At 60.6% G+C, this 23,744-nt stretch carries 16 protein-coding genes, 3 tRNA genes and 2 pseudogenes; 12 read left to right on the forward strand and 9 right to left on the reverse strand.

The annotated features are described in order from the left end of the window. Window positions 1-74: 74 nt before the first annotated feature. The gene (locus tag ACTQW0_RS05975) at window positions 75-506 is read right to left on the reverse strand and encodes an RrF2 family transcriptional regulator (RefSeq protein WP_154518293.1); all 432 of its coding nucleotides are present in this window, start codon (window positions 504-506) and stop codon (window positions 75-77) included. A gap of 223 nt (window positions 507-729) precedes the next feature. Here ACTQW0_RS05975 and sufC point away from each other — a divergent pair, with 223 nt between their 5' ends. Genes sufC through sufU form a run of 5 tightly spaced genes read left to right on the forward strand, consistent with a single transcriptional unit; the run spans window position 730 to window position 6,083 of the window. Then, a complete protein-coding gene (sufC, locus tag ACTQW0_RS05980; protein WP_441567338.1) occupies window positions 730-1,530 on the forward strand; it encodes a Fe-S cluster assembly ATPase SufC in 801 nt (266 codons plus the stop codon). 12 nt (window positions 1,531-1,542) lie between these two features. Beyond that, the gene (sufB, locus tag ACTQW0_RS05985) at window positions 1,543-2,955 is read left to right on the forward strand and encodes a Fe-S cluster assembly protein SufB (RefSeq protein WP_022094821.1); all 1,413 of its coding nucleotides are present in this window, start codon (window positions 1,543-1,545) and stop codon (window positions 2,953-2,955) included. Then, window positions 2,955-4,334 (forward strand): SufB/SufD family protein, encoded by a 1,380-nt coding sequence (locus ACTQW0_RS05990; protein WP_441567340.1) that lies wholly within the window; start codon window positions 2,955-2,957, stop codon window positions 4,332-4,334. The genes sufB and ACTQW0_RS05990 overlap by 1 nt, the downstream gene beginning before the upstream one ends. Continuing rightward, window positions 4,331-5,656, forward strand: a complete 1,326-nt coding sequence (locus ACTQW0_RS05995) for an aminotransferase class V-fold PLP-dependent enzyme (protein ID WP_441567342.1) — start codon at window positions 4,331-4,333, stop codon at window positions 5,654-5,656. The genes ACTQW0_RS05990 and ACTQW0_RS05995 overlap by 4 nt, the downstream gene beginning before the upstream one ends. Then, window positions 5,649-6,083 carry a Fe-S cluster assembly sulfur transfer protein SufU gene (sufU, locus tag ACTQW0_RS06000; RefSeq protein ID WP_427718807.1) on the forward strand — a complete coding sequence of 145 codons (435 nt, stop codon included), beginning with the start codon at window positions 5,649-5,651 and terminating at the stop codon, window positions 6,081-6,083. Before ACTQW0_RS05995 ends, sufU begins: the two co-directional genes overlap by 8 nt. Before the next feature lie 633 nt (window positions 6,084-6,716). Here the strand turns inward: sufU and ACTQW0_RS06005 are convergent. Further along, window positions 6,717-7,529 (reverse strand): transposase, encoded by an 813-nt coding sequence (locus ACTQW0_RS06005; RefSeq protein WP_441567344.1) that lies wholly within the window; start codon window positions 7,527-7,529, stop codon window positions 6,717-6,719. 403 nt (window positions 7,530-7,932) lie between these two features. On the opposite strand from ACTQW0_RS06005, the gene ACTQW0_RS06010 reads away from it, so the two are divergent. From ACTQW0_RS06010 to dinD, 4 genes and pseudogenes are all read left to right on the forward strand, one after another. Next, complete coding sequence (locus ACTQW0_RS06010; protein WP_006235554.1) at window positions 7,933-8,667, forward strand: iron-sulfur cluster assembly scaffold protein; 735 nt, start codon at window positions 7,933-7,935, stop codon at window positions 8,665-8,667. Between the two features lie 18 nt (window positions 8,668-8,685). Next, window positions 8,686-9,690 (forward strand): GGGtGRT protein, encoded by a 1,005-nt coding sequence (locus tag ACTQW0_RS06015; protein ID WP_154518278.1) that lies wholly within the window; start codon window positions 8,686-8,688, stop codon window positions 9,688-9,690. Window positions 9,691-9,946: 256 nt separating this feature from the next. Then, window positions 9,947-11,473 (forward strand): FAD-dependent oxidoreductase, encoded by a 1,527-nt coding sequence (locus ACTQW0_RS06020; RefSeq protein WP_441567346.1) that lies wholly within the window; start codon window positions 9,947-9,949, stop codon window positions 11,471-11,473. A gap of 293 nt (window positions 11,474-11,766) precedes the next feature. Continuing rightward, a pseudogene (dinD, locus tag ACTQW0_RS06025) lies at window positions 11,767-12,495 on the forward strand (DNA damage-inducible protein D); the annotation flags it as partial. Window positions 12,496-12,753: 258 nt separating this feature from the next. On the opposite strand, the gene ACTQW0_RS06030 reads toward dinD, so the two are convergent. From ACTQW0_RS06030 to ACTQW0_RS06040, 3 genes are all read right to left on the reverse strand, one after another. Beyond that, window positions 12,754-12,829, reverse strand: a tRNA-Lys gene (locus ACTQW0_RS06030). A gap of 43 nt (window positions 12,830-12,872) precedes the next feature. Further along, a tRNA-Lys gene (locus tag ACTQW0_RS06035) sits at window positions 12,873-12,948 on the reverse strand. A 22-nt stretch (window positions 12,949-12,970) separates the two neighbouring features. Continuing rightward, window positions 12,971-13,047: transfer RNA gene (locus ACTQW0_RS06040), tRNA-His, on the reverse strand. A gap of 165 nt (window positions 13,048-13,212) precedes the next feature. Here ACTQW0_RS06040 and ACTQW0_RS06045 point away from each other — a divergent pair. Together ACTQW0_RS06045 and ACTQW0_RS06050 are read left to right on the forward strand one after the other, a co-directional pair. After that, on the forward strand, window positions 13,213-14,394 hold the full coding sequence (locus ACTQW0_RS06045; protein ID WP_427727918.1) for a pyridoxal phosphate-dependent aminotransferase: 1,182 nt from the start codon (window positions 13,213-13,215) through the stop codon (window positions 14,392-14,394). A gap of 140 nt (window positions 14,395-14,534) precedes the next feature. Continuing rightward, window positions 14,535-14,987 (forward strand): annotated as a pseudogene (locus tag ACTQW0_RS06050) (ROK family protein); the annotation flags it as partial. A 149-nt stretch (window positions 14,988-15,136) separates the two neighbouring features. Here the strand turns inward: ACTQW0_RS06050 and ACTQW0_RS06055 are convergent. The 4 genes from ACTQW0_RS06055 to argS form a co-directional block, all read right to left on the reverse strand. After that, the gene (locus ACTQW0_RS06055) at window positions 15,137-15,586 is read right to left on the reverse strand and encodes a VanZ family protein (protein WP_441567349.1); all 450 of its coding nucleotides are present in this window, start codon (window positions 15,584-15,586) and stop codon (window positions 15,137-15,139) included. Between the two features lie 6 nt (window positions 15,587-15,592). Beyond that, window positions 15,593-17,041 carry a hypothetical protein gene (locus ACTQW0_RS06060; RefSeq protein WP_441567351.1) on the reverse strand — a complete coding sequence of 483 codons (1,449 nt, stop codon included), beginning with the start codon at window positions 17,039-17,041 and terminating at the stop codon, window positions 15,593-15,595. Between the two features lie 312 nt (window positions 17,042-17,353). Continuing rightward, window positions 17,354-19,720, reverse strand: coding sequence for a transcription termination factor Rho (rho, locus tag ACTQW0_RS06065; protein ID WP_441567353.1), 2,367 nt, complete (start codon window positions 19,718-19,720; stop codon window positions 17,354-17,356). Between the two features lie 981 nt (window positions 19,721-20,701). Further along, window positions 20,702-22,555: an arginine--tRNA ligase gene (gene argS, locus ACTQW0_RS06070; RefSeq protein WP_441033016.1), complete on the reverse strand. Its 1,854-nt coding sequence runs from the start codon at window positions 22,553-22,555 to the stop codon at window positions 20,702-20,704. 342 nt (window positions 22,556-22,897) lie between these two features. On the opposite strand from argS, the gene ACTQW0_RS06075 reads away from it, so the two are divergent. Next, a complete protein-coding gene (locus tag ACTQW0_RS06075; protein ID WP_154518254.1) occupies window positions 22,898-23,383 on the forward strand; it encodes a CarD family transcriptional regulator in 486 nt (161 codons plus the stop codon). Window positions 23,384-23,744 lie beyond the last annotated feature (361 nt).

Consider the following 23,744-nt stretch of genomic DNA (forward strand, 5'->3'; position numbering starts at 1 on the left):
AAGACCGATGTCGTACAATAACAACTCGACAGACGGTAACGCCCTCCGCGAAATCTTGAGGAATTGCGCTCGAGTTACAGCTTGATATCGAAGTTAATCTCGGGCACGGCCGCCAAGTCGGCCAATGTCACGCCGTCGACGTACTTTTCAATCACGTCGTCCAGACCGCGCCAGAACTTCACAGTAGAGCACAGATCGCTGCGAGTGCAGTTGTTATCGATGCCATCGCATGCGACGGGCGCCGTGCTGCCCTCGACGGCGCGCAGTATATCGCCGGCTCGCACCTCGGCCGGGTCCACGGCCATCATGTAGCCGCCGCCCTTGCCGCGCACACTCTTGAGCAGGCCCGCCTTCATAAGCGGACGGACCAGCTGCTCCAAATACTTTTGCGAAATATGCTCGCGGTCGGCAATCTCGCGCAGGGCGATTTTGCCCTCGGCGTCACCGAGCGCCGCGATATAAATCATCAAACGGAGGGCATAGCGGCCCTTAGAAGAAATGAGCATACCTACCCTCCCGGTGCGCTTGAGAAAAAATCATCAGCAGAGTTTGCCCCAGATGCCAAGCGTGTGGGACAGACAATCCCGACTATTATGTCCCACATCTGAAAAGTCGAGTGGATTAGTCGGGTTTTCCCTTGACTAACGCCGAACCCATAGTAACTTTATTCCGAGAAGATTCCTAGGGTTTAGTACACCTATGAGTACACCATAAACAGAGAGGGACAGCATGAGCGCAAATCCGCTGCTTTCCATCGAAGGTCTGACCGCCTCCGTGGACGAGAAGACCATCCTCCACAACGTCAACCTCAACGTCGCCGCCGGCGAGACCCATGTGCTGATGGGGCCCAACGGCGCCGGCAAGTCCACCCTCGGCCACCTGGTCATGGGCGACCCCGTCTATACCGTGCAGAACGGCCGCATCGTCTTTGACGGCCAGGACATCACCGAGCTCACCACCGACAAGCGTTCGCACGCCGGCCTGTTCCTGAGCTTCCAGGCCCCGGTCGAGATCCCGGGGGTGCCGCTGTCGAGCTTTTTGCGCGCCAGCATCGCCGGCCGCCCAGGCCTGGAGATGAAGGGCAAGGAATTCCGCCGTCGCGTCAAGGAGCTCGCGGCCGAGCTCAACATGGATACCGCTTACCTCAACCGCGAGCTGGGCGTAGGCTTCTCGGGCGGCGAGAAAAAGAAGGTCGAGATGCTCCAGCTCCTGCTGCTGCAGCCCAAACTCGCCATCCTGGACGAGACCGACTCCGGCCTGGACGTCGACGCCCTGTCCACCGTCAGCCACGGCATGGACGCCTACCGCAAGAGCTGCGACGGTTCCATGCTCATCATCACGCACAACACGCGCATCCTGGAGCACCTGGATGTCGACCGCGTCCACGTTATGGTCAAGGGCCACATCGTGCGCGAGGACGACGCCTCGCTGATCCCCTGGATCGACAAGAACGGCTTTGAGGCCTTCGAGCGCGAGGCCGCCGAGCAGCGCGCCCAGGCCGAGGCCGTCGCTGCCGAGCAGCAGGCGTAAAGGGGCGACGCAATGACCAAGAACCGCACCGAGGTCGCGGACATCGACCGCAGCCTCTACGACTTCACCTATGGCGAGGAGGGATTCGAGCGCCTCGACGCCGGCATCACGCCCGACATCGTGCGCGAGATCAGCGCCAAAAAGGACGAGCCGCAGTGGATGCTCGACCTGCGCCTCAAGTCCCTCGAGATCTTCAACCGTTTTCCCGACCCGACGTGGGGCCCCTCCATCGAGGGTCTGGACATGGACAACATCGTCACCTACGTCAAGCCCAACACCGACCAAAAGCACGACTGGGAGTCGGTGCCCGACGACATCAAGAACACCTTTGAGCGCCTGGGCATCCCCGAGGCCGAGCGCAGCTACCTGGCGGGCGTCGGCGCGCAGTACGACTCCGAGCTCGTCTACCACAACATGCAGGACACCGCGTCCAAGATGGGCATCGTCTACTCCGGCATCGAGGAGGCCCTGCACGACCCGCAGTGGGAGCCGCTCATCCACGAGAAGTTTATGACGCTCATCCCGCCCACCGACCACAAGTTTGCGGCCCTGCACGGCGCCGTGTGGTCGGGCGGCTCGTTTGTCTACGTGCCCAAGGGCACCAAGCTCGATTTTCCGCTGCAGAGCTACTTCCGCCTCAACGCCAAGGGCGCCGGCCAGTTTGAGCACACGCTCATCATCGTCGAGGACGATGCCGACCTGCACTTCATTGAAGGTTGCTCCGCACCCAAGTACAACGTGGCCAACCTCCACGCCGGTGCTGTGGAGCTCTTTGTGGGCAAGCGCGCACACCTGCGCTACTCGACCATCGAGAACTGGTCCAAGAACATGTACAACCTCAACACCAAGCGTGCGCGCGTGGATGAGGACGGCGACATCGAGTGGATCAGCGGCTCCTTCGGCAGCCACGTGGGCTACCTCTACCCCATGAGCGTGCTCAACGGCCGCCGCGCCCGCTCGAGCTTTACCGGCATCACCTTTGCCGGCGCCGGCCAGAACCTCGATACCGGCTGCAAAGTCGTGCTCAACGCGCCCGAGACCTCGGCGACCGTCGAGACCAAGGGCATCTCCAAGAGCGGCGGCATCCAGACCTTCCGCAGCTCCATCGTGGCCACGCCCAAGGCCGAGGGCTCCAAGGCAACCGTGAGCTGCCAGTCGCTGATGCTCGACGACCAGAGCCGCTCCGATACCATCCCCGCCATGGACATCCGCGCCAAGAACGTCGACATCGGCCACGAGGCCACCATCGGCCGCATTGGCGACGACAAGGTGTTCTATCTGATGAGCCGCGGCATCTCGGAGGAAGAGGCCCGCACCATGATCGTCAACGGCTTTGCCAACCCGGTCTCCAAGGAGCTGCCGCTGGAGTACGCCGTCGAGATGAACAACCTGATCAAGCTCGAGATGGAAGGAGCGATCGGATAATGAAACAGACCACCAACACGCCGAACGCATTTACGTCATCCGAGCTTCTGCAGTGCGACGTATCGGGAGCGACGAGCCCGACGACGCGTACTAAAGGTACGCGAGGAGGGTCGGAGCCCCGAGACGGCGTGCTGCAGGAGATCGGGGGCGTCAATGCGATGCCGGCCGCCACATGGGGTTGGCTCAAGATGAACCAGACCAAGCTCGAGCTTTCGGACGAACTTGCCGCCGCTCCCGCCGAGGCCGTTGAGGTCGAAGGCCTGGACGAGCAGATCCATGGTGCGGCCGACGCCTTCGACGCCGCCATGGAGGCCATGGCCGAGCGCTTCCCCGAGCGCCGCGCCTCAGCCCCCGGCGACGCCGCCGACCGCGCCCGCATCACGCCCGAGACCGAGCTCGACGTGCCCGCCACCTCTGTCTACCAGGCCGGTGCCATCAAGCTCGAGGAGGAGTTCTCCCCCGCCGAGGCCTTCGAGACCGGCATGGGCGAGGCTGCCTACGCCTACCTGGCCGGCCACGCCACCAAGCGTATCGTCATCGACGTGCCCGCATACCAGCACGCCACGGTTACCGTGCGCGTGAGCGGCGTCGACGCCGCGGCTGCGATTGCCGCCATCGATGTCGTCGCCCGCCCGCAGGCAACGCTCGACCTGCAGATCGCCCTGGACTCCCCCGTTACCGGCGAGGGCGTCGTGAGCTCCGTGCTGCGTGTGTGTGCCCACGAGTACGCCACCGTCAACGTTGCCTGTACGCAGACGCTCGACGACAGCTGGATCGCGCTCGACGACACCGGCCTGTTCCTGGACGAGGGCACGCGCGTCAACGTGCAGCACACCGTACTGGGTGCTGGCGCCAGCGCCACCGGCCTTGCCGGCGACCTGCTGGGCGACACCGCCAAGGTGACGATTGACACCGATTACCTGGGTGCTCGCAAACAAGTGCGCGACTTTAACTACGAGCTGCGCCACCGCGGTCGCAAGACCGAGTGCGAGATCGACGCCAACGGTGTACTGACCGGCACGTCCAAGAAGGTCTACCGCGGCACCATCGACCTCGTGCACGGCTGCAAGGGTGCCGTCGGCACCGAGCGCGAGACGGTGCTCTTGGCCAACAAGGGCGTCGACAACAAGACCGTTCCCGTCATCCTCTGCGACGAGGACGACGTCGCCGGCAACCACGGCGCCACCATCGGCCACGTCCGCGACGAGCAGCTGTTCTACCTCGCCTGCCGCGGCCTTGACCAAAATGCCGCCGAGGACCTGTTCATCCGTGCCAAGCTGGAGGACGCCGCACTTTCCGCGACCGACGAGCGCACCCGCGCCGCCGTCGTCCGCCTGGGCAACAACCTGATCGATAACTTTGAGGAGGAGCTCGCATGATCGACACCGAGCACGTTAAATGCGATACCTGTACTGCCCCCGAGCCCATGGAGTTCGACGCCAGCGACGAGGCATCGCGCGGCTGGCCTACCGTCGACATCGAGACCAACCCCTACAAGGCGCAGTTCCCGCTGTTCCAACAGCACCCCGAGATCGCCTTCCTCGATAGCGCCGCCACCGCGCAGCGCCCCGCCTGCGTGCTCGACGCCGAGCGTGACTTCTACCAGCGTATGAACGCCAACCCCCTGCGCGGCCTGTACTCGCTGTCCGTCGAGGCCACCGATGCCATCGCGAAGGTGCGCCAGCAGATCGCCGATCTCATCGGCGCCTCCCAGGCCAACGAGATCGTCTTCACCCGCAACACGAGCGAGTCGCTCAACCTGGTCGCCAAGAGCTTTGCGCCCACGGTGCTCGAACCCGGTGACGAGGTCGTCATCACCATCATGGAGCACCACTCCAACCTGATTCCGTGGCAGCAGGTCTGCCGCGAGACCGGCGCCAAGCTCGTCTATCTCTACCCCACCAAGACCGGTCAGCTCACGACCGAGGAGGTTCTATCCAAGGTGGGCCCCAAGACCAAAATCTTGGCCGTGGGTCAGGTCTCTAACGTGCTGGGCGTCGAGAACCCGGTTAAGAATCTCGGTAAGCTCGTGCACAAGTACGGCGGCTATCTGGTCGTCGACGGCGCGCAGTCGCTGCCGCACATGCCGGTCAACGTGGCCGATCTGGGCGCCGACTTCTTTGCCTTTAGCGCGCACAAGGCCATGGGCCCCATGGGCATCGGCGTGCTGTGGGGCAAGATGGATCTGCTCAACGCCATGCCGCCCATGCTTACCGGTGGCGAGATGATCGATTCGGTCACCGAGCAGGACGCCGTCTGGGCGCCCGTCCCCGAGAAGTTCGAGGCCGGCACGCAGGACGCCGCCGGCATCTTCGCCACGGGCGCGGCGCTTGATTACCTGGTCAATACGGTGGGCTACGAAAACATCCAGGCACGAGAGCAGGCACTCGTCCACTACCTGATGGGCGAGCTCATGCAGCTCGACTTTGTCCAGATCATCGGATCCATCTATTGGGACAACCACCACGGGGTCGTGAGCTTTAACGTCAAGGGCGTCCACCCTCACGACGTCGCGAGCATCATGGACATGGACGGCGTCTGCATCCGTGCCGGTCACCACTGTGCGCAGCCGCTACTCACCTGGCTGGGCGTCGAGAACCTTGCCTGCTGCCGCGCCAGCGTGGCCTTCTACAACGACAAGGCCGATATCGATAAGTTCATCGCCGGCCTGTATCACGTTTGGAGCACGTTCAATGGGTAATCTGTACACCTCCACCACGTTTATGGAGCACAACTCGCACCCCGACTACAAGTACGAGATGGATGCCCCCACGCACGAACACGACGGCATCAACCCCAGCTGCGGCGATGAGCTCACCCTGCAGCTGCGTGTCGAGAACGATGTAATCGAGGAGGCTTCCTTTACCGGGCACGGCTGCGCCATCAGCCAGGCCAGCGCCGACATCATGGCCGACCTCATCACGGGCGAAACGGTCGAGGAGGCTCGTCGTCTGGCAGGGCTTTTCCTCGCCATGATCCGTGGCGAGGAGCTCTCCGAGGAAGACTTGGAAGACTTAGACGAGGCCGCTCAGCTCCAGGACATCTCGCACATGCCCGCCCGCGTCAAATGCGCTGAGCTCGCATGGCGAACTCTCGACGGCATGCTCGAGGGTCAGGCTAACCAGTAACGGATGCCCCGAATCCAAGGTTTTTGATTGCCGAGCCGCCCGATACGGGCGGCTCGGCTTTTTCATAACGAGCGCACGCGCAGCCACGCTTCCGGCACCCAATCTGTCATTTATCGCACGGCCAACCGCAAACACAAGCGTTTTTCACAGTACCAAAGGCTTGCCACAGGGCCACGGGGCACGCCGAGCAAAGCGCCAGGCACCGTCCTACTAGGCTCCGGCTCGCCTCCTGCCTGCCGCAGACGGGTCCCATAGGGTGCGGCGTGCATTTTTGCGAGTTTTCAGCACGCCAAGCTATGTGCATACAAATCACGAGCATCAATTAGCGCCTTCGGGCGCGTATATATTGCGTTTTAGAACAGGCATTACGGTCTACGGGGACGCAAACGCGTGCTTCGGGGCGTATTGGCAGACAAATAATTGTCTCGGGGCCCGCAAGTTGCAAGGTTATAGCAGTTCCGACAGCACTACGATGCTGAAAACTCCGCTTTTTGCACGGCGTGGACGGGGGTAGGCACAGGCAAAACCGGACTGAGCTATTGTTTTATGCAAGACGACAATCATTCTATGCATTTTTAGAAGTGTAGCTAACGTCCAAGCATTTAGAATGATGGTCCCAGTGGGCAGACAGCCCTATCCCAGGCCGTCATCAGTCAGCACCGCCGTTCGAGCACGGGCACGCACAATACGAGAAGCGGTACTTTTGCTTATCCCCGTATACCGCTCAATCTGGCGCACCGTAAAACCAGCATCGTGCAAGCCAAGAATAACGATATTGCGCTGCGCCGGCGGCGCCGCTTTAACCCTCTGGAGCGCAACCCCGAATCCCTTCGCCAACTCGTCGGCAAAGATGCGCCGCTCCAACTCCATCTCTACCAAATCGCGCATCGCCGGATCGCCGCCGTCGGACGTCGAAAGCGAATAGGCAATAAAGGCCTTAGCCGAACCAAAAAGCTCAAGCACGCAAGAAGGATCGGAAAATACCCTCGTAGCATCTGCCTCGTCACCGTCGTAAACGCGCAGATGCTCCGCAAAGCTGCTCCAGGGATAACGCTCAATTAGGTTGATGCCCGCATCCTGCGGATCGGCGTGAACGGAGCGAACAGCCTCCATCACCTGCCGGTCGGTATCGAGCGAACAGCGCTCAAAACGTTCCCGAAACAGGCAGCCCGAACGCCCGGTACGCTTATTGAACCGACGAGCATACGTCAACAGCAGGCGTTGCATGGCTGCACTCATGTTGTCCTCATAATCCAAAAGTACCAGATCAACATGGTCGCCCATGAGGCACCACGCCACAATCGTTACCTGGGCATCGCGGCAGCAGTCGCGCATCAGCTCCAAAAACTCCCACCGGTCCTCGTCGCTCTCAAAGATCCGCTGACTGCCCATACCGCGGGCACAGACATGGTAAAAACCGGTGATCGTTTTCCAAACACGCTGCATGGCGCTCCCTTCGCCGGGATCTGCTTACCGTCCAATACATCACGATTGAAACGTGCCATCAAAACATTCACGCAAAATGGCACCCGTCGACGGTAAAAGGCGGCAAACCAACGGCGAATGGCATCATAACCACAGGCTAGACACCGCAACAGGGGCAAGAACTAACCAATAACTTGACCAGAACTGACCCCCTAAAACGTATCGCATAACCGCAACCAAGCTTGTTAAATCGTTTCAATTGAAAGTTCCGCGCTTCTCGTTACGAAAACTGCGCCGTTCGCCGAATATTCCGTGCATTTCGCGGTATTATAGGGGTTGCATGTCATGTCCCTTTCGAAGGGTCGCCCGGCAATCACCAGCCACGACCTCCAGACGGGACGCCAATACGATAGAGAGGAGAGGCATGCAGTACTCACAGGAAGTGGAGAACATGTGCCCCGTTGCCAAGGGTGCATACCACGGCCCCGCACCCATCCCCGAGGAGGGCAAGTGGGTCCAGGCTAAGGAGATTTCCGACATCTCCGGTCTTACGCACGGTGTGGGTTGGTGCGCACCTCAGCAGGGCGCCTGCAAGCTCACGCTGAACGTCAAGGACGGCATCATCGAGGAGGCCCTCGTTGAGACCATCGGCTGCTCGGGCATGACCCACTCTGCTGCCATGGCTTCCGAGATCCTTCCCGGCAAGACCATCCTCGAGGCCCTCAACACCGACCTCGTCTGCGACGCCATCAACGTTGCTATGCGCGAGATCTTCCTGCAGATCGTTTACGGCCGCAGCCAGACCGCGTTCTCCGAGGGCGGCCTGCCCGTGGGCGCCTCCCTCGACGACCTCGGCAAGGGCCTTCGCTCTCAGGTCGGCACCATGTTCGGCACCAAGGCCAAGGGCGCTCGTTACCTCGAGCTCGCTCAGGGCTACGTCACCCGCATGGCTCTCAACGACAAGAACGAGATCATCGCGTTCGAGTTCCTGAACCTCGGCAAGTTCACCGACGCCGTCAAGGCCGGCAAGACCCCCGAGGAGGCCATCGCTGGCGCCATGGGCCACTATGGTCAGTGGGAGAACGCCGCCAAGTACATCGACCCGCGCACCGACGAGGAGACTCACTCCGTCGCCAGCGTGTTCCCGGTTCACGAGTAGAAAGGGAGGGAAATAACTATGACTGTTACGTTCGAAGGTTACGAGCGCCGCGCTGACAAGATCAACAAGTGCCTCGCCGACAACGGCATCGCCTCCCTCGAGGAAGCTCTGCAGATCTGCACCGACAAGGGCTTCAACCCGCGTGAGATCGTCAACAACACCCAGTCCATCGCCTTCCAGAACGCCGAGTGGGCCTACACCCTCGGCTGCGCTCTCGCTGTCAAGCGTGGCGCCAAGAACGCTTCTGAGGCTGCCGCCATCATCGGCGAGGGCATCCAGGCCTTCACCGTTCCCGGCTCCGTCGCCGAGGACCGCAAGGTCGGTCTGGGCCACGGCAACCTGGGCGCTATGCTGCTCTCCGACGACACCGAGTGCTTCGCCTTCCTGGCCGGCCACGAGTCCTTCGCTGCCGCTGAGGGCGCTATCGGCCTGGCTCTGAACGCCAACAAGGCTCGTAAGAAGCCGCTGCGCGTTATCCTCAACGGCCTGGGCAAGGACGCCGCCCAGATCATCGCCCGCATCAACGGCTTCACCTACGTGAAGACCCAGTTCGACTACTACACGGGCGAGCTCAAGGTTGTCGAGACCATCCCCTACTCCGATGGCCCCCGTGCTGCCGTTAACTGCTACGGCTCCGACGACGTCCGCGAGGGCGTTGCCATCATGTGGCACGAGAACGTCGACATCTCGATCACCGGTAACTCCACCAACCCCACGCGCTTCCAGCACCCCGTCGCTGGCACCTACAAGAAGGAGCGCATCGAGGCTGGCAAGAAGTACTTCTCCGTCGCCTCTGGTGGCGGCACTGGCCGTACCCTGCACCCGGACAACATGGGCGCCGGCCCTGCCTCTTACGGCATGACCGACACCATGGGCCGTATGCACTCCGACGCCCAGTTCGCCGGTTCTTCCTCCGTGCCTGCGCACGTCGACATGATGGGTCTCATCGGCATGGGCAACAACCCCATGGTCGGTGCCACCGTCGCCTGCGCTGTCGCCGTCGAGGAGGCCCTCAAGGCCTAATCGCGCCCGCGCGATGCTCATATAGTTGAGCTTCGGAGCCGCTATCCACCCGGGTAGCGGCTCTTTTTGTTTGCACTGCCGCAGGGTTGCTAATGCCGATATATCAGTTGGGACGAAATACGAGATGTGATGAGATGGAGCGTCAGAGCGTCCATAACGCCCATCTGCCATATTTGCCCTTTACCGATTTGCCGAGTCTTTTCGGCCTCATTGCCGATCACCCATGCGAAAATGCGCCGGACGAGAAAGGAATCCGATGGAATCGACTGATGTACTGGTAATAGGATCTGGCATTGCGGGCCTTTGTGCCGCCATAGAAGCGGCGCGCACGGGCGCGACCGTTGCCGTCGCAAGCGCCGGCAAGACCATGAGCGGATCGAGCTTCTTCCCGGGCACCTGGGGCCTTGGCCTTATTGGCCCCATCGACGAAGACGACGAACAGGACCTCATCGACACCATCCAAGCCGTCGGCGGCGGCGTCGCCGACCCTACGCTCGTCCAGACGTTCGTCCACGGTATTCCCCAGGCCATCCAATGGCTCGAGCAGGATCTAGGTGTTGAGCTCCAGCGTCCGCAAAGCGCTGAGAGCGCCCAGCAAAAGCAATTTATCCCCTGCTTCGACCATAAGGCACGCAATTGGCGCGGCCTCACCCGCAAGCCCCTTGAGGACGCGTGTACGGCCCAGATCGAGTCTCTCGGCATTCGCCTGCTCCCCCGCCACGAGCTCATAGACCTTGTTGAGGACACGACCGGAAAGATTATCGGCGCCGTACTCTACGACCGCACAAACAAGCATCTCGTACCTATGGCAGCCAAGGCCACCATCATCGCTGCGGGCGGCACGGGTGGCCTGTTCGAGCGAAGCCTCACTTCCGCCGACGTGCTCAGCTCCTCGCAGGCCATCGCGCTGGCACACGGCGCAACGCTCACTAATATAGAGTTCATGCAGATGATGCCGGGCTTCATCGAGCCCAAGCGCAACCTTGTCTTTAACGAGAAGACCTGGCGCTACGTACATGTAGACCAGCCGGTCGATATCGCCGACGACAAGCTGGACGATCTACTTGAGCAACGCTCCGGATATGGTCCCTTCACCTCGCGCTTGACCTCCCGCGCCATCGATCTTGTCATCGATCAAGCGGGTGCCGAAGGTCTGGCGCTCCACTACGATTTCCCCCGCGAGGACGTCCCCGAGTTTGTGCAGACCTTTGCCACCTGGCTACAAGACGAGCACGGCATCGCGCCGACCGACGAGATGCGTGTGGCGATGTATGCCCACGCCGCCAATGGCGGCATCAAAATCGACAAGACCGCGTACACGGGCGTTGAGAGCCTCTACGCCTGCGGCGAGGCGACAGGCGGCATGCACGGGGCCGATCGCATTGGTGGCCTGTCAAGCGCCAACGGCATCGTGTTTGGGCGCATCGCGGGCGCCTCGGCAGCCCAAGCAGCACAGAATGCACCTGAGATGGCCCCAAAGGCGGATGTCGCCCTCCCCCAGCATGGCATTGCCACAACAGACGCCGAGCGCCTGACCCGCGGCCTTAAGCACACGATGAGTACCTATTGCATGATCAACCGCACCGAAGGGGGCCTATCCAAGGCACTACACGAGCTTGAGGGCTTGAAGACGAAGGCAACGACCTTGAGCACACAGAAAGCTCAGGACAGCGAAATCGCAGCCCTCGCCCGCCTGCAATCGCAGATTCAACTAGCACAGGAAATGGTCAAAGCCATGCGCAAGCGAACCGAAAGCCTCGGATCGCACTATCGAGCGGACTAAACTGGACACTCATCTAAAGCAGAACACAACCAATCGATATCTATGGGCCCCGTGAGCTCGAGGTGGCACGGGGCCCATTCGTGTCCGCACGGCAGCGTATCCTTATTCTGAATACAGAGCAGGCAAAGCCCGCACAGACAATAGACCAGCGGGGAGGAGATATGGACAGTCGTGATATCGAGAAGTGGCGTGTCAAACTTGATAGCTACGCCAATGTGGAAGACGGCGTTGAGTATTGGCTCGCACGCGATTTAATGGAACCCATGGGGTACACTCGATAGGAGAACTTCGCCGAAGTTGTTAAGAGGGCAAAAGTCTCGTGCGAAACAAACAAAACTCCAGTTGATTCCCATTTTCGTGATACCACGAAAATGGTAACAGCCGGTGTCGCCGCTCGCGCGGTTAAAGACTACAAACTTACTCGCTATGCATGCTATTTAATCGCCCAGAACGGAGATTCAAACAAGCCAGAGATCGCGCTCGCCCAGGCATACTTTGCCGTGCAGACGCGCCGCCAAGAGCTCATAGAACAGCGCTTCGCAGAGATTCAGCACTTGCAGGCGCGCCACTCGCTATCCGATTCAGAGAAACAGCTCTCGGGTATTGCGTTCAAACGCGGCGTGGACTCCAAAGGATTCGCGATCATCAAGTCGAAGGGCGATGAAGCGTTATTCGGCGGCAGAAGCACGGCGGAAATGAAGCAGCAGCTCGGTGTACCCAAGAGCGCGGCATTGGCGGACAGATTAGCCGATGTCCTCATCAAAGCAAAGGACCTTACGAACTCGATGATGGCCTTCAACGCCGAGGAACACAACCTGTACGGTCTGGACCAGATCAAGCAAGAGCACGTCGAGAATAACACAAGCGTACGTGGCAGCCTCATCGACCGTGGAATTGTCCCCGAGAATCTACCGCCTGCCGAGGATACAAAGAAGCTCGAACGTCGCGTGAAAGCAGACGAGAAAAAACTCAAGGGGGGCACAGACGGATTCACCGACCCCCAGGGCAGGCTCGACTTGTAAAGCGTCTGTGCCCTTTCGGGTTCGACCCCATGCGAGGTCAACAAAAAAGACGGCCAACTTTCGCTGACCGTCTTAACGTGCTTTGGTGGCCGTCAGGGGGTCAGCCTGCTGCGCAGGCGGCCGCTGCGGCGCTTCGCGCCTTGCGCGCTGCGCTGGTAAATGCTCACGCATTTCCTCAGCTCCGCGCCCTTTCGGGTTCGACCCCATGCGAGGTCAACAAAAAAGCGACCAGCCTAAGCCAGTCGCTTTAACATGCTTTGGTGGGCCGTCAGGGGGTCGAACCCTGGACCTTGGGATTAAGAGTCCCCTGCTCTACCAACTGAGCTAACGACCCAAAGCTAAAGTCCGTAGTAGCGGACTTTAGAGGAGATATCGTGTGGTGGGCCGTCAGGGGGTCGAACCCTGGACCTTGGGATTAAGAGTCCCCTGCTCTACCAACTGAGCTAACGACCCGATATCAACACGAAGCAAAAACTGGGGTGGGTAAAGGGACTCGAACCCTCGACCTACGGGACCACAACCCGTCGCTCTAGCCAACTGAGCTACACCCACCGTGTCCTGTGCGCTTCGCGCTCGACTATTATTGCAAGGAACGCCACGCGACGCAAGCCCCAATTTTCAAGAATTTTGAAAAGAGTTTTTCGGATCCATTTCGAGCAAATCCCACCGGTTCCACAGGAGTAAACTTGCCCCACCCCGATGTTCGAAAGGACAAGCATGAAAGAACTCTCCAATCGCACGGCAACGTTTACCGATTCGGTCATCCGCCGCATGACGCGCATCTCCGATATGTACGGCGCCGTCAACCTCTCGCAGGGCTTCCCCGACTTTGATCCCCCAGCGCAGCTGCTCAAGAGCCTGAGCACCATCGCCACCGATCCCAAACCGCTCTACCACCAGTACTCCATCACCTGGGGCTCCCAGGCCATGCGCGAGGCGCTTGCCGCCAAACAGGAGCACTTTATGGGCATGCCGATCGACCCCAACCAGAACATCGTGGTCACTTGCGGCTCCACCGAGGCCATGATGGCTGCCATGATGACGGTCACCAACCCCGGCGACAAGGTCGTCATCTTCTCGCCGTTCTACGAGAACTACGGCGCCGACACAATCCTTTCGGGTGCCGAGCCCATCTACGTGCCGCTCAACCCGCCCACATTCGACTTTGACCGCGAGACACTCGAGGCGGCCTTCCGCGACAACGACCCCAAGGCCATCGTCCTGTGCAACCCTTCCAATCCCTGCGGCAAGGTCTTTACGCGCGAAGAGCTCACCTTTATCGCCGATCTCTGCAAAAAGTACGACGCCTACTGCATCACCGACGAGGTGTACGAGCACATCGTCTACGCGCCCCACGAGCACGTCTATATGGCCACGCTGCCCGGCATGTTCGAGCGCACCATCAGCTGCAGTTCGCTGTCCAAGACGTACTCCATCACCGGCTGGCGTCTGGGCTACACCATCGCCCCGGCCCAGATTACCGAGCGCATCAAGAAGGTCCACGACTTCCTCACTGTAGGTGCCGCCGCTCCCTTGCAGGAAGCCGTCGTTACCGCCCTCAACTTCGACGACAGCTATTACCAGGAGGTCCTCGATCTCTACACAGCCAAGCGCGATCTGTTCTGCCAGGGGCTCGATAGCATTGGTCTTGAGCATAACGTGCCGCAGGGCGCCTACTACGTCATGATGGACATCTCTGAGTTTGGCTATGACAGCGACCTCGACTTCTGCGAGGACCTCGCGTCTAAGGTGGGCGTGGGCGCCGTGCCCGGCTCGAGCTTCTTCCGTGAGCCCGTCAACCATCTGATTCGCCTCCACTTTGCCAAGCGAGACGAGACGATTAACGCGGCGCTGGAGAACCTCAAGTCGCTACGCGATAAAATCAAACCGCGCGGGTAAGGACGGCCCGGCAACTGAAGCACCCAAAGAAGTCCCGCACCGCACGCGCGTTGTGGGGCTTCTTTTTATAGCGCTTTCTTAATTTGTTTAAAGCGCTATACTTTAGCCACGGAACAACTCGTCCCAGGGGGAGGAATACTATGGCAGAGCAGCAGCTTATCGGAGCGCTCGAGGCCGGCGGCACCAAGATGGTCTGTGCCACGGGCTATGCAGACGGTACGGTTCTGGAGCGTGAGCAGATCGCAACTACGGCCCCGCAGGAGACCGTTGAGGCCGTCAACGCATGGTTTGCAAACAAGGGCATCGCCGCGCTGGGCATCGGCGCCTTTGGCCCCACCGCAGTCAACCCTGCCTCGCCCCAATACGGCAAGATCTTGGAGACGCCCAAGACGGCATGGCGCTACTTTGACCTGCTGGGCACCATCCAAAACGAGCTCAATATTCCCTGTGGCTACGATACCGACGTCAACGTCGCCTGCCTGGGCGAGGTCAGCTTTGGTTGCGCGCAGGGCCTTACCGACGTGGTGTATCTGACCATCGGCACCGGTGTGGGCGCCGGCGTGCTCTCGGGCGGCCAGCTCGTGCACGGCATGGGCTGTCTGGCCCTTGGCGCACAGGCGCTCCGGTAAAGGGTGCACCAACGACACACGGTATTACCGGGCTCGTATAACGCGCAGACAACGCTATCGCGTCCTGCAGGGCCCCCAAACGCACAAGGCCGTCTAGGACCAAGCAAAACGTCCTAGGCGGCCTTTTTGGTGCATACAAGCGATCGGAGGAGATATCGGAGCACGACGCCGGTAGCCGCTCCGCAGCAGTCAATCATCACGTCGGTAATCATACCGGCGCGCCCCGGCACAAATAACTGAATCGTCTCGTCGATTGAGGGGACCAGCAGCAGTAAAACCACCGTGGGAAGCAGTCTGTCAAAAGTGCGTCGACCCTCGATATCAAAGGCATGTGTCACCAAAACACCGAGCACCATATACTCGGTAAAGTGTGCGCACTTGCGGACGACAAAGTTGGTTACCCATTCATACGGCAGGCTCAAGCTATGCAAAAACCCGCGGACGTCCTCCATGATCGCCAAGCTCAGTGAGCCGGACCCCGTGCCGGGAACCAGTGAATTGCCCCAGATCAGCAACACCATGGCGCAGGCTGCAACCGCCCACTTACGATCGATCTTAATCATGCAGAACTAGGCCTCGGCACGAAGCGGCGTAAAACTGGCGGTACCGCCCTCGATAACACTCAAATAGGCACGGCCCGTACGCTTGGCGGTAGAGGACTGCAGGCGCTCGATCTCTTCCTCGAGGATCTGATTGACGCGCTCGTGGCGACGGTTTTCCATAACGCCGGCGGCGATAGCCTCGGCGCGCTCGATACCCTCGCGCGAGATACGCGCGGTATCCTCGGGAAACACGGAGCTGTGGCGGCCGACATAGACGGGAGCAACCGAGACAGGTGAGGCCGCAGGCGTGGGTATCGGCGCGGGAGCGGGCTCGGCGACCTCGGCCATGATCGCCATAGCGGCGGCCCACATGTTCTCGTGGCCCGAATAATCGGCCATGGGGATATCTTCCTCGAGGGAGGCATCGGGGAGACTGTCGGTATCCACGCGATTCTGGGCATCGATAGAGGCAGTGATGGCGGCGGGCTCGTCCAAATCGGTGAGATCCACACCCTTGGCATCGGAAATGATGGGCATGCTGGCGAGCTTGGCGTTGTACGGCACCGCCTCCGCGGCCTGCATTTGGGCCGAAGCGCCCCAAAGCGAGCTTTCGGCAGCACGACGAGCGGCGATGGTCTCCTCGTCGACAACCAGGGGCTCATCGGCAAAGGGGTCGGCGACAGGAGCCGGCTGAGCTGCGCCCTGCTGGCCGGTCGAAGCGGCCGTCGCGGCAGAGGCGTACGCAGCCGACGAAGCACCGTTATAGGCGGCATTGTTGGCAGCGTTGGCCACAAGCGCCACGAAAGCTGCAGTGCTGCCCGCAGGGGCGGCATGAGAGCCCGAGACGGCACGTGCGGCAGCAGCGATGTCATCGCGGTTATAGGAGCCAGTCTTTTCACCGTTTGTGAGCTCGTCAATTGCGACCTGGTAGACATCGCGCGAGCGAGCGGGATCGCAGCTAACCGGCGAATCGTCGTCGAGCATGCTATCGATCATAGCCCAGGCATCGGCCTCGTCCATGGCATTGGCGGCACGGGCGATGGTCGGAACGCCATCATCGGCGTGACGGCGCTGAAACGCGCCGGTCAGACCGGAGAGAAGCGAAGAGGATTGTCCCTGCTCGTCCAAAGTGACAGGAGCAGCAGCCCGGGGAGCGGCTTCCTCGTGCTGAGCGGGAATAGAGGCGGTCTTGAACTCGTTGTAGGTCCGACTAAACTGAGCGGCGCCGCCCACGGCATCGGGCTCAAACAGGCGGCCATCGTGCTCCGCATGATACTCAGAGATACCCAGCGAGGCGGCATAGATACCCACGCCGGCCACTGCGCCCACGGCAAAGGGAACAGCACCCGCGACGACCGTCTCGTTGATTGACGAAAACGGCAGTGTAGCGGCATACACGACCACGGGTGCGGCAAGGCCGATCCCGCAGGAAAGTCCGGCAAGGACTGCTCGTTGTGTTGCATCAGAAGAAGCCATGAGCTCTCCCCATCTTCCAGCACCCAAATCGCATCATTCAGTTGGCTGCGCGAGAGAAGATGAAGCGGGGCTATGCCCCAAAGCAACGGTATAAGGTTCGTTTCATCTGCGTTTTCCGTCGCGAAGCTTAACTGCTATTATGCGAAACCCCCTTGGGGATTGCAAGCGACGAAGCGGAATTGAAACGGGAAAATCGCTGCTTGCCGGTCGTGAGGTCAATAATCGTTGGCGAGCGGCTATACGAAAAGGGCCAGGATCTAAACCCCGGCCCTTCTGGCATGTCTATGGTTGCCGTCGCGTGCAGCGGACGGACTAGAACATCTGCTCGTAATCGCTGTGCTTTTTGGCCGAACGCACCAGGAACTCCTGGTTGGTATTGGTGCCCTTGAGGCCCTTGATAAACGACGCGGCCGCGCGCTCGGTATTGTTCATGCCGGCGAGGATGCGGCGCAGGCCAAAGACAAACGGACGCATTTGCTCGTCGACCAGCAGGTCCTCGTTGCGCGTGCCCGAGGCAACGGGGTCGATGGCCGGGAAGATGCGGCGGTCGGCCAGGTCACGGTCGAGCTTGAGCTCCATGTTGCCGGTGCCCTTGAACTCCTCAAAGATGACCTCGTCCATCTTGGAGCCGGTATCGATAAGGGCGGAAGCAAGGATGGTGAGTGAGCCGCCGTTTTCGATATTGCGAGCAGCACCCAGGAAGCGTTTAGGCGGATACAGGGCCGCCGAATCGACGCCGCCCGAAAGGATGCGGCCCGAGGCGGGCGCCGCCAGGTTGTACGCACGGGCAAGACGCGTGATGGAGTCGAGAACCACCACGACGTCGCCGCCCAGCTCCACGATGCGCTTGGCGCGCTCGATGACGAGCTCGGCCACGCGGGTATGGTTGTCGGCGGGCATATCGAAGGTGGAGGCCACGACCTCGCCCTCAATGGAGCGCTGCATATCGGTGACCTCTTCGGGGCGCTCGTCGACGAGCAGGCAGATGAGGTGCACCTCGGGGTTGTTGATCGAGATAGACTGGCAGATCTTCTTGAGAATCGTGGTCTTACCGGCCTTGGGCGGTGACACGATCAGGCCACGCTGGCCCTTGCCGATCGGCGACACGATATCGATGGCGCGACCGGTAATGGAATCCTTGCCATGCTCCATGCGCAGCGGCTCATTGGGGTAGACCGGCGTGAGATCGCCGAACTTGGGGCGGTTACGGGCCTGCTCAGGATCAAGACCGTTGACGGTCGTAATTTTGGCGAGACCGGCACGCTTGTCGCCGCCGCGCGAGGGACGAAGCGAACCCTCGATCACGTCGCCCGTGCGCAGACGCGCGGAGCGGATGAGGTAGGCGGGCACGAAGGCGTCGTCATTGGACTTCATGTAGCCGTGGGCATGGATGATGCCGGAGCTGTCTGGGCGAATCTGCAGGATGCCCTTAATATCGCGGAAGCCCTCGGCCTTCGCGGCGGTCGTGTAGATCTCTTCGACGAGCTCAGCCTTCTTCTTGCCGGTCGTCTCAATCTCGAACTCCTTGGCCTTCTCGCGCAGCTCGGCGACCTTCATGGCCGCGAGCTCCTCGCGCGAAAGCGTTGGCTCGGTCGGAGCTGCGTTGCGCTCCTTGTTGCGCTGTTTGCGGTCGCGCTGACGGCTGCGGCGGTCGTTGTTACGATCATCCTTGCGCTCGCTGCGCTCATCGTTGCGCTTGTGCTGACGGCGGTTGGGGCGGGAACCCTCTTCGGCCTCAGCGCTCTCGACGGCAGGCGTCGTGGGCGCATCGGCGGTCACCGGGGTCTCGCCGTCCGACTTAGCATCGGACTCGGGCTGTTGCTCAGCATCCCCCTGCTGTTCGGCAGACTTGGTCTTGGAAGACTTCTTGCGCGTGCGCTTGGGCTTCTCGCCTGCCGACCGATCGGCGCCCTCCGTCTCGGGAGTCGTGTCGACACTCGCCTCGGTAGACTCAGCTGCCGCAGATTCGGCGCCGGACTTCGCCTCTGCCCTAGCTGGGCGTTTGGCTGCGGTGTGACGGCTGCGCCCGGGACGAACGTCGGCAGACTCGGCAGCGGCAGAAACAGCGACCTCAGGAACATCAGCACCCACGGCCGAAACCACGGCAGCCGCTGTAGGCTCGACGAACGCCGGGGCATCTTGGACAGAAGCCGCGGCAGCGGCCGCCTTCTCCGCCTCGACAAATGCCTTGGGCTTGCGGCCGCGGCGATGCGGGCGCAAAGCAGGATCGACGACAAATGCACCGCCGGCCTCGGCAGGCACGACAGACTCAGCAGAGGAAGCGTCCTCCACCGCCGCAGAGCGAACCGGGGTCTCGGCGGCATCGGACGAAGCCTGCTGGACCTTGGCCGCCGTGCGACGGCGCGTGCGCGGAGCCGGCTTTTCTGCTACCTGCTCGGGAGCCGGAGCCGAAGGCGCCTCGGGGGCGGACGGAGCCGCGAGTTCGGTCAGAGCCGCGGCATCGCGCTCGGCGGCACGACGGCGAGCACGAACAACCTGGGCTTCGCTGATCTGCGCAAGCGCGCGGGCCTGCGCAACCTCATCTGAAAGCGGCGCCGAAACCTCGGCGGAAACCGGACGCTTGGCACGCGTCGTGCGCGTGGTGCGGCGTTTGGGCTTTGCAGCCTCATCGCCATCCGCAGCGGGCTTGGCCACACGACGCGTGCGCTTGGGCTTCACGGGCGTAGCCTCCTCCCCGGTAGCAGGTGCGACGGGAACAGGCTTCTCACTCAAAGCCGAGGCAGCGTTCTGGTGTGTCTCGGGGACCGACGCCTGCGACGGTGCGGGTTTCGCGATCTGGTCCAACGCAACCGGTGCAGTGGGAGTGGTTTGTGCCGTGCTTATTTCATTTTCTTGCTGTTGATCAGACACAGTGTTTGCTCAACTTTCTTTTAAAGCCCTGTGATCACATGCTCCCTGCATAAACCTTCAGGGCGGCTAAACAGTCTAGCTCCGTTCAAAACACAACGGGCATCATTGATCTGTATCGAGATGATTGCGTCAAATACGCAGCGTTAGTGTAACACAACCGCCACCACCTGCAACTTAGTCATTAGACGTTCTTATACAACTGGTCAAAAGGGACACTCTCCCTCAAAAGCGCTTCCTCTGTCGCACCAGAGGAGTGAAGCCGTGGCATCCGGAATAGCCGCGCCACGAAACGCGCCTATCTACTACGTTTGACCCGCGACCCCTGACCATCCCCTCGATCTTCCTAAAATCGCAAGCCCGCTACCTGCGGTTTTAATATCGTACTTTTCGGCATGGTTCGGGGTATGCGACTAAACGTAGTAGATAAGCCCGATTCGTGGCGGACGGTTTCGCACCTCTCTCCCACCGGACAAAAATGATCCGTTTTCCTCCGTCCCCAAGGGGTCGTTTTCAAAACGATCGCGGATTACGGTGCAAGAACGGCGTAAGCCAACCATACCCTGCATTTTTAATATTCGGCAAGCCGTCTACCTGCGATTTTATTTTCGCTGCTGTTGCTATGGTCGCCAGGCAGCGATTCAGCCCCGTAAACCGGTATAGTTGCGTTTTTGTAGCATTTTCCAACACGCCAAAAAGCCCCGCCAAACGCAAAAAGCCCGACCTCCGCATGGGAGATCGGGCTTATAGGGCTCAGCAAAGCCAAACCTACACGGTCAAACGACCCGTAGATTACATCTGCTCGGGTGCAGAAACGCCAACCAGAGTGAGCACCAGGGCGAGCGTCACGCGGACGGCGTCGCAAGCGGCCAGACGGGCGCGCGAAAGCTCGGGGTCGACGGGACGGCCCTCGCTCGGAAGCACCTGGCAGGCAGCGTAGAAGCTGTGGAAGTCGCCGGCGAGCTCCTCGGCAAAGTGCGTCAGACGGAACGGGGCGCGGTCGCGAGCGCAGCTGACGATGAGGTCGGTGAGCTCGTTGAGCTTACGCGAAAGGGCAAGCTCGGTGGGGTCGGTCAGCAGCGAGTAATCGACGTTCTCGCCGATGGCCTTGGCGGCGACGGCCTTCATGCCCATCTCGTCAGCCTGCTCGGGCGTAACGTCAGCGGCACGGCGCAGAATGGAGCACACACGAGCGTGAGCGTACTGCACGTAGTAGACCGGGTTGGAGTTATCGCGCTTCTTAACGGCCTCGATGTCGAAGTCGACCATCTGGTTGGAGCTCTTGGAGATGAGCGTGTAACGGGCGGCGTCGGAACCGACCTCGTCGACGAGCTCCTGCAGGGTCACCATGGTGCCCTTGCGCTTGGACATACGGACGGGCTTGCCGTTGCGCAGCAGGTTGACGAGCTGGCCCAGCAGAACCTCGAACTTGCCGGGATAGCCAAGAGCGTCGCAGACACAGCGGACGCGGTCGATGTAGCCATGGTGGTCGGCGCCCCAGATGTCGATGACGTGGTCGACGCGCTGGAACTTATCCCAGTGATAGGCGACGTCGGAGGCGAAGTAGGTGTACTCGCCGTCGGACTTGATCAGAACGCGGTCCTTGTCGTCGCCCAGGTCGGTGGAGCGGAACCACAGAGCGCCGTCCTTGGTGTAGAGGTAGCCCATCTTGTCGAGCTTCTCGAAAGCGCGGTCGACAGCGGAGGTGCCGGCGGTCTCGCCCTCGGTGTCCTTCACGTACAGCGAGCGCTCGGAGAACCAACGATCGAAGTCGCAGTTGACGGCGTGGCAAAGGTCGCGCATGTTGTCGACCATCTTTACGTAGCCGCGCTCGCGGAAGCTCTCCATACGCTCCTGCGGATCGGCGTCGACCCACTTATCACCGTCGGTGCGCCAGAACTCGGCGGCCTCGTCGATGATGTAGTCGCCGCCGTAGGAGTCCTTGCCCAGAGTCTCGGCAAAGTTGTCCTGATACGGATGGGTCTCGGGATGCTCGTCGTTCTCGTCGGCAACAAAGGCATCGCGGTCGGCAATCAGCAGCTTGTGAGCCTCGTCGATATCCACGCCCTGCTTGGCGATGATGTCGGCAAGCTGCATATAGCGCGTGCTGATGGAGTTGCCGAAGGTGTTCATCTGAGAGCCGTGATCGTTGATATAGAACTCACGCTGGATATCGTAACCGGCATGGTCCATAACACGGCAGAGGGAGTCGCCCAGAGCGGCCCAACGGCCATGGCCAATATGCATGGGGCCGACGGGGTTGGCGGAGACAAACTCGACCTGGGTCTTCAGGCCGCCGCCGACGTTGGACTTAGCGAAGTCCATGCCCTTCTCGCGGGCCTCACCGAAGATAGCGTTCTTGACGGCGACGGAGAGGTAGAAGTTGATGAAGCCAGGGCCGGCGATCTCGACCTTCTCGATCGCGGGATCTTCGGGCATATGGGCAACGACGGCCTCGGCGATCTTGCGCGGGGCGCAGTGAGCCAGCTTGGCGGACTTCAGGGCCATGGTGGAGGTCCACTCGCCATGAGAAGTGTCAGCCGGTCGCTCGATAGCGCAATCGTCAAGTTCAAATGCGGAAAGGTCGCCGGCCTCCTGGGCCGCAGCAAGCGCAGCGCGTACCAGCTCTTCAATCTTCTCGGGCATAGATCCTCCTTGTGTTAAAGCCCCCGAGCTCTTGGTCACTCGTAGGGCAAAAGCCAGAGTTTGCAGCACTCTATCACAAGCGGTAACTACTGTCGCAGGGTAAAGTCAATCGATATTGCATATGCACAAAATTGACTACAGTTGTCGCAAGGCCATTCAAAGATGGCGGTCTGCCTGCTGATTGTGCACCCGCCGAAAATGCATAAACATGTGCATGAGCCAGACAGAGTATCGAATACTCTTACCTATCGGATTTGTGTGCTTTTCCTGCATAAAGTAAGGGTTTGCGCACGTCAGCGTGGTATTCTAGACATACGTTAATTCGTATAAGTTGGAGGTAGCATGTTCTCAATCGGTCAACACGTCATTCATCCGGGTCAGGGAGTCTGCACCGTCGTCGGTTTTAGGGAAGACACACCGCAGCCCATGCTGTTGCTCGAGACCAAGCAGGGACATGCGCAGACGATCCTCATGTACCCCGTGGCGCAGGCCGACCGTCTACATGCCGCCATCTCCCAGCAAGATGCCGAGCACCTACTGAGCCATTACGACGAGCTGGAGTGCGACACCTTTACCGAGCGCAACAGCTCGCTCGAGGAGACGCACTTTAAGCAGCAGCTCAAGCTGGGTGCGCCCGAGACGGTCCGCGTGGCAAAAACAATGATGCACCGTATTCGCCAGGCCGAGGAAGCAGATAAAAAGCCCAGCTCCTACTACATGCGCGTACTCAAGGAAGCCAAGCGCCGCTCCATCGAGGAGATTGCCGTGGCCTTGGGCGTCACCGAGGAAGACGCCGAAGCCCGCCTAGCCCAAGCCGCCCTCAACTAACCTGCCAAAAAGGGACAGGTTTATTTTGGCAGGTTTTATCTGGGGAAACGTCAGCAAACAATTGGTAAATGGTCGGGTGCTCCGTTTTGTTTGTAAGCCCCGGCCATTTTTCTATCGCCGCGAAAATGCGTGAAGCCCATTTGTGATGACATCACGCGAGGGCCGTCCAGATCGACGCAACCAACGCCCGCATCCACAGCAAGCGCGCCCGTCTTGCTCAATTACCATTAAAAAGCATCAATTTGAAAACGCAATAACATTTCGGCAGGTAGCAGCTATAGTCGGTAAACTGAATCTCGACAACCGAAGCCTCCGAATGAGGTATCTTCAGCCCATCCAAGCTAAAGGAGGGGCCATGCCG

It is taken from the genome of Collinsella sp. LCP19S3_B7 (assembly GCF_052121795.1).
In the GTDB taxonomy this organism is placed as follows: domain Bacteria; phylum Actinomycetota; class Coriobacteriia; order Coriobacteriales; family Coriobacteriaceae; genus Collinsella.

Coding starts and splice junctions, on each gene's coding strand:
- argS (WP_441033016.1), bottom strand. CDS start 22,555: ATGCCCGAGAAGATTGAAGAGCTGGTACGCGCTGCGCTTGCTGCGGCC.
- ACTQW0_RS06005 (WP_441567344.1), bottom strand. CDS start 7,529: ATGCAGCGTGTTTGGAAAACGATCACCGGTTTTTACCATGTCTGTGCC.
- ACTQW0_RS06060 (WP_441567351.1), bottom strand. CDS start 17,041: ATGGCTTCTTCTGATGCAACACAACGAGCAGTCCTTGCCGGACTTTCC.
- sufU (WP_427718807.1), top strand. CDS start 5,649: ATGGGTAATCTGTACACCTCCACCACGTTTATGGAGCACAACTCGCAC.
- ACTQW0_RS06075 (WP_154518254.1), top strand. CDS start 22,898: ATGTTCTCAATCGGTCAACACGTCATTCATCCGGGTCAGGGAGTCTGC.
- ACTQW0_RS06010 (WP_006235554.1), top strand. CDS start 7,933: ATGCAGTACTCACAGGAAGTGGAGAACATGTGCCCCGTTGCCAAGGGT.
- ACTQW0_RS06015 (WP_154518278.1), top strand. CDS start 8,686: ATGACTGTTACGTTCGAAGGTTACGAGCGCCGCGCTGACAAGATCAAC.
- ACTQW0_RS05990 (WP_441567340.1), top strand. CDS start 2,955: ATGAAACAGACCACCAACACGCCGAACGCATTTACGTCATCCGAGCTT.
- sufC (WP_441567338.1), top strand. CDS start 730: ATGAGCGCAAATCCGCTGCTTTCCATCGAAGGTCTGACCGCCTCCGTG.
- ACTQW0_RS06055 (WP_441567349.1), bottom strand. CDS start 15,586: ATGATTAAGATCGATCGTAAGTGGGCGGTTGCAGCCTGCGCCATGGTG.
- ACTQW0_RS06045 (WP_427727918.1), top strand. CDS start 13,213: ATGAAAGAACTCTCCAATCGCACGGCAACGTTTACCGATTCGGTCATC.
- ACTQW0_RS05975 (WP_154518293.1), bottom strand. CDS start 506: ATGCTCATTTCTTCTAAGGGCCGCTATGCCCTCCGTTTGATGATTTAT.
- ACTQW0_RS06020 (WP_441567346.1), top strand. CDS start 9,947: ATGGAATCGACTGATGTACTGGTAATAGGATCTGGCATTGCGGGCCTT.
- ACTQW0_RS05995 (WP_441567342.1), top strand. CDS start 4,331: ATGATCGACACCGAGCACGTTAAATGCGATACCTGTACTGCCCCCGAG.
- sufB (WP_022094821.1), top strand. CDS start 1,543: ATGACCAAGAACCGCACCGAGGTCGCGGACATCGACCGCAGCCTCTAC.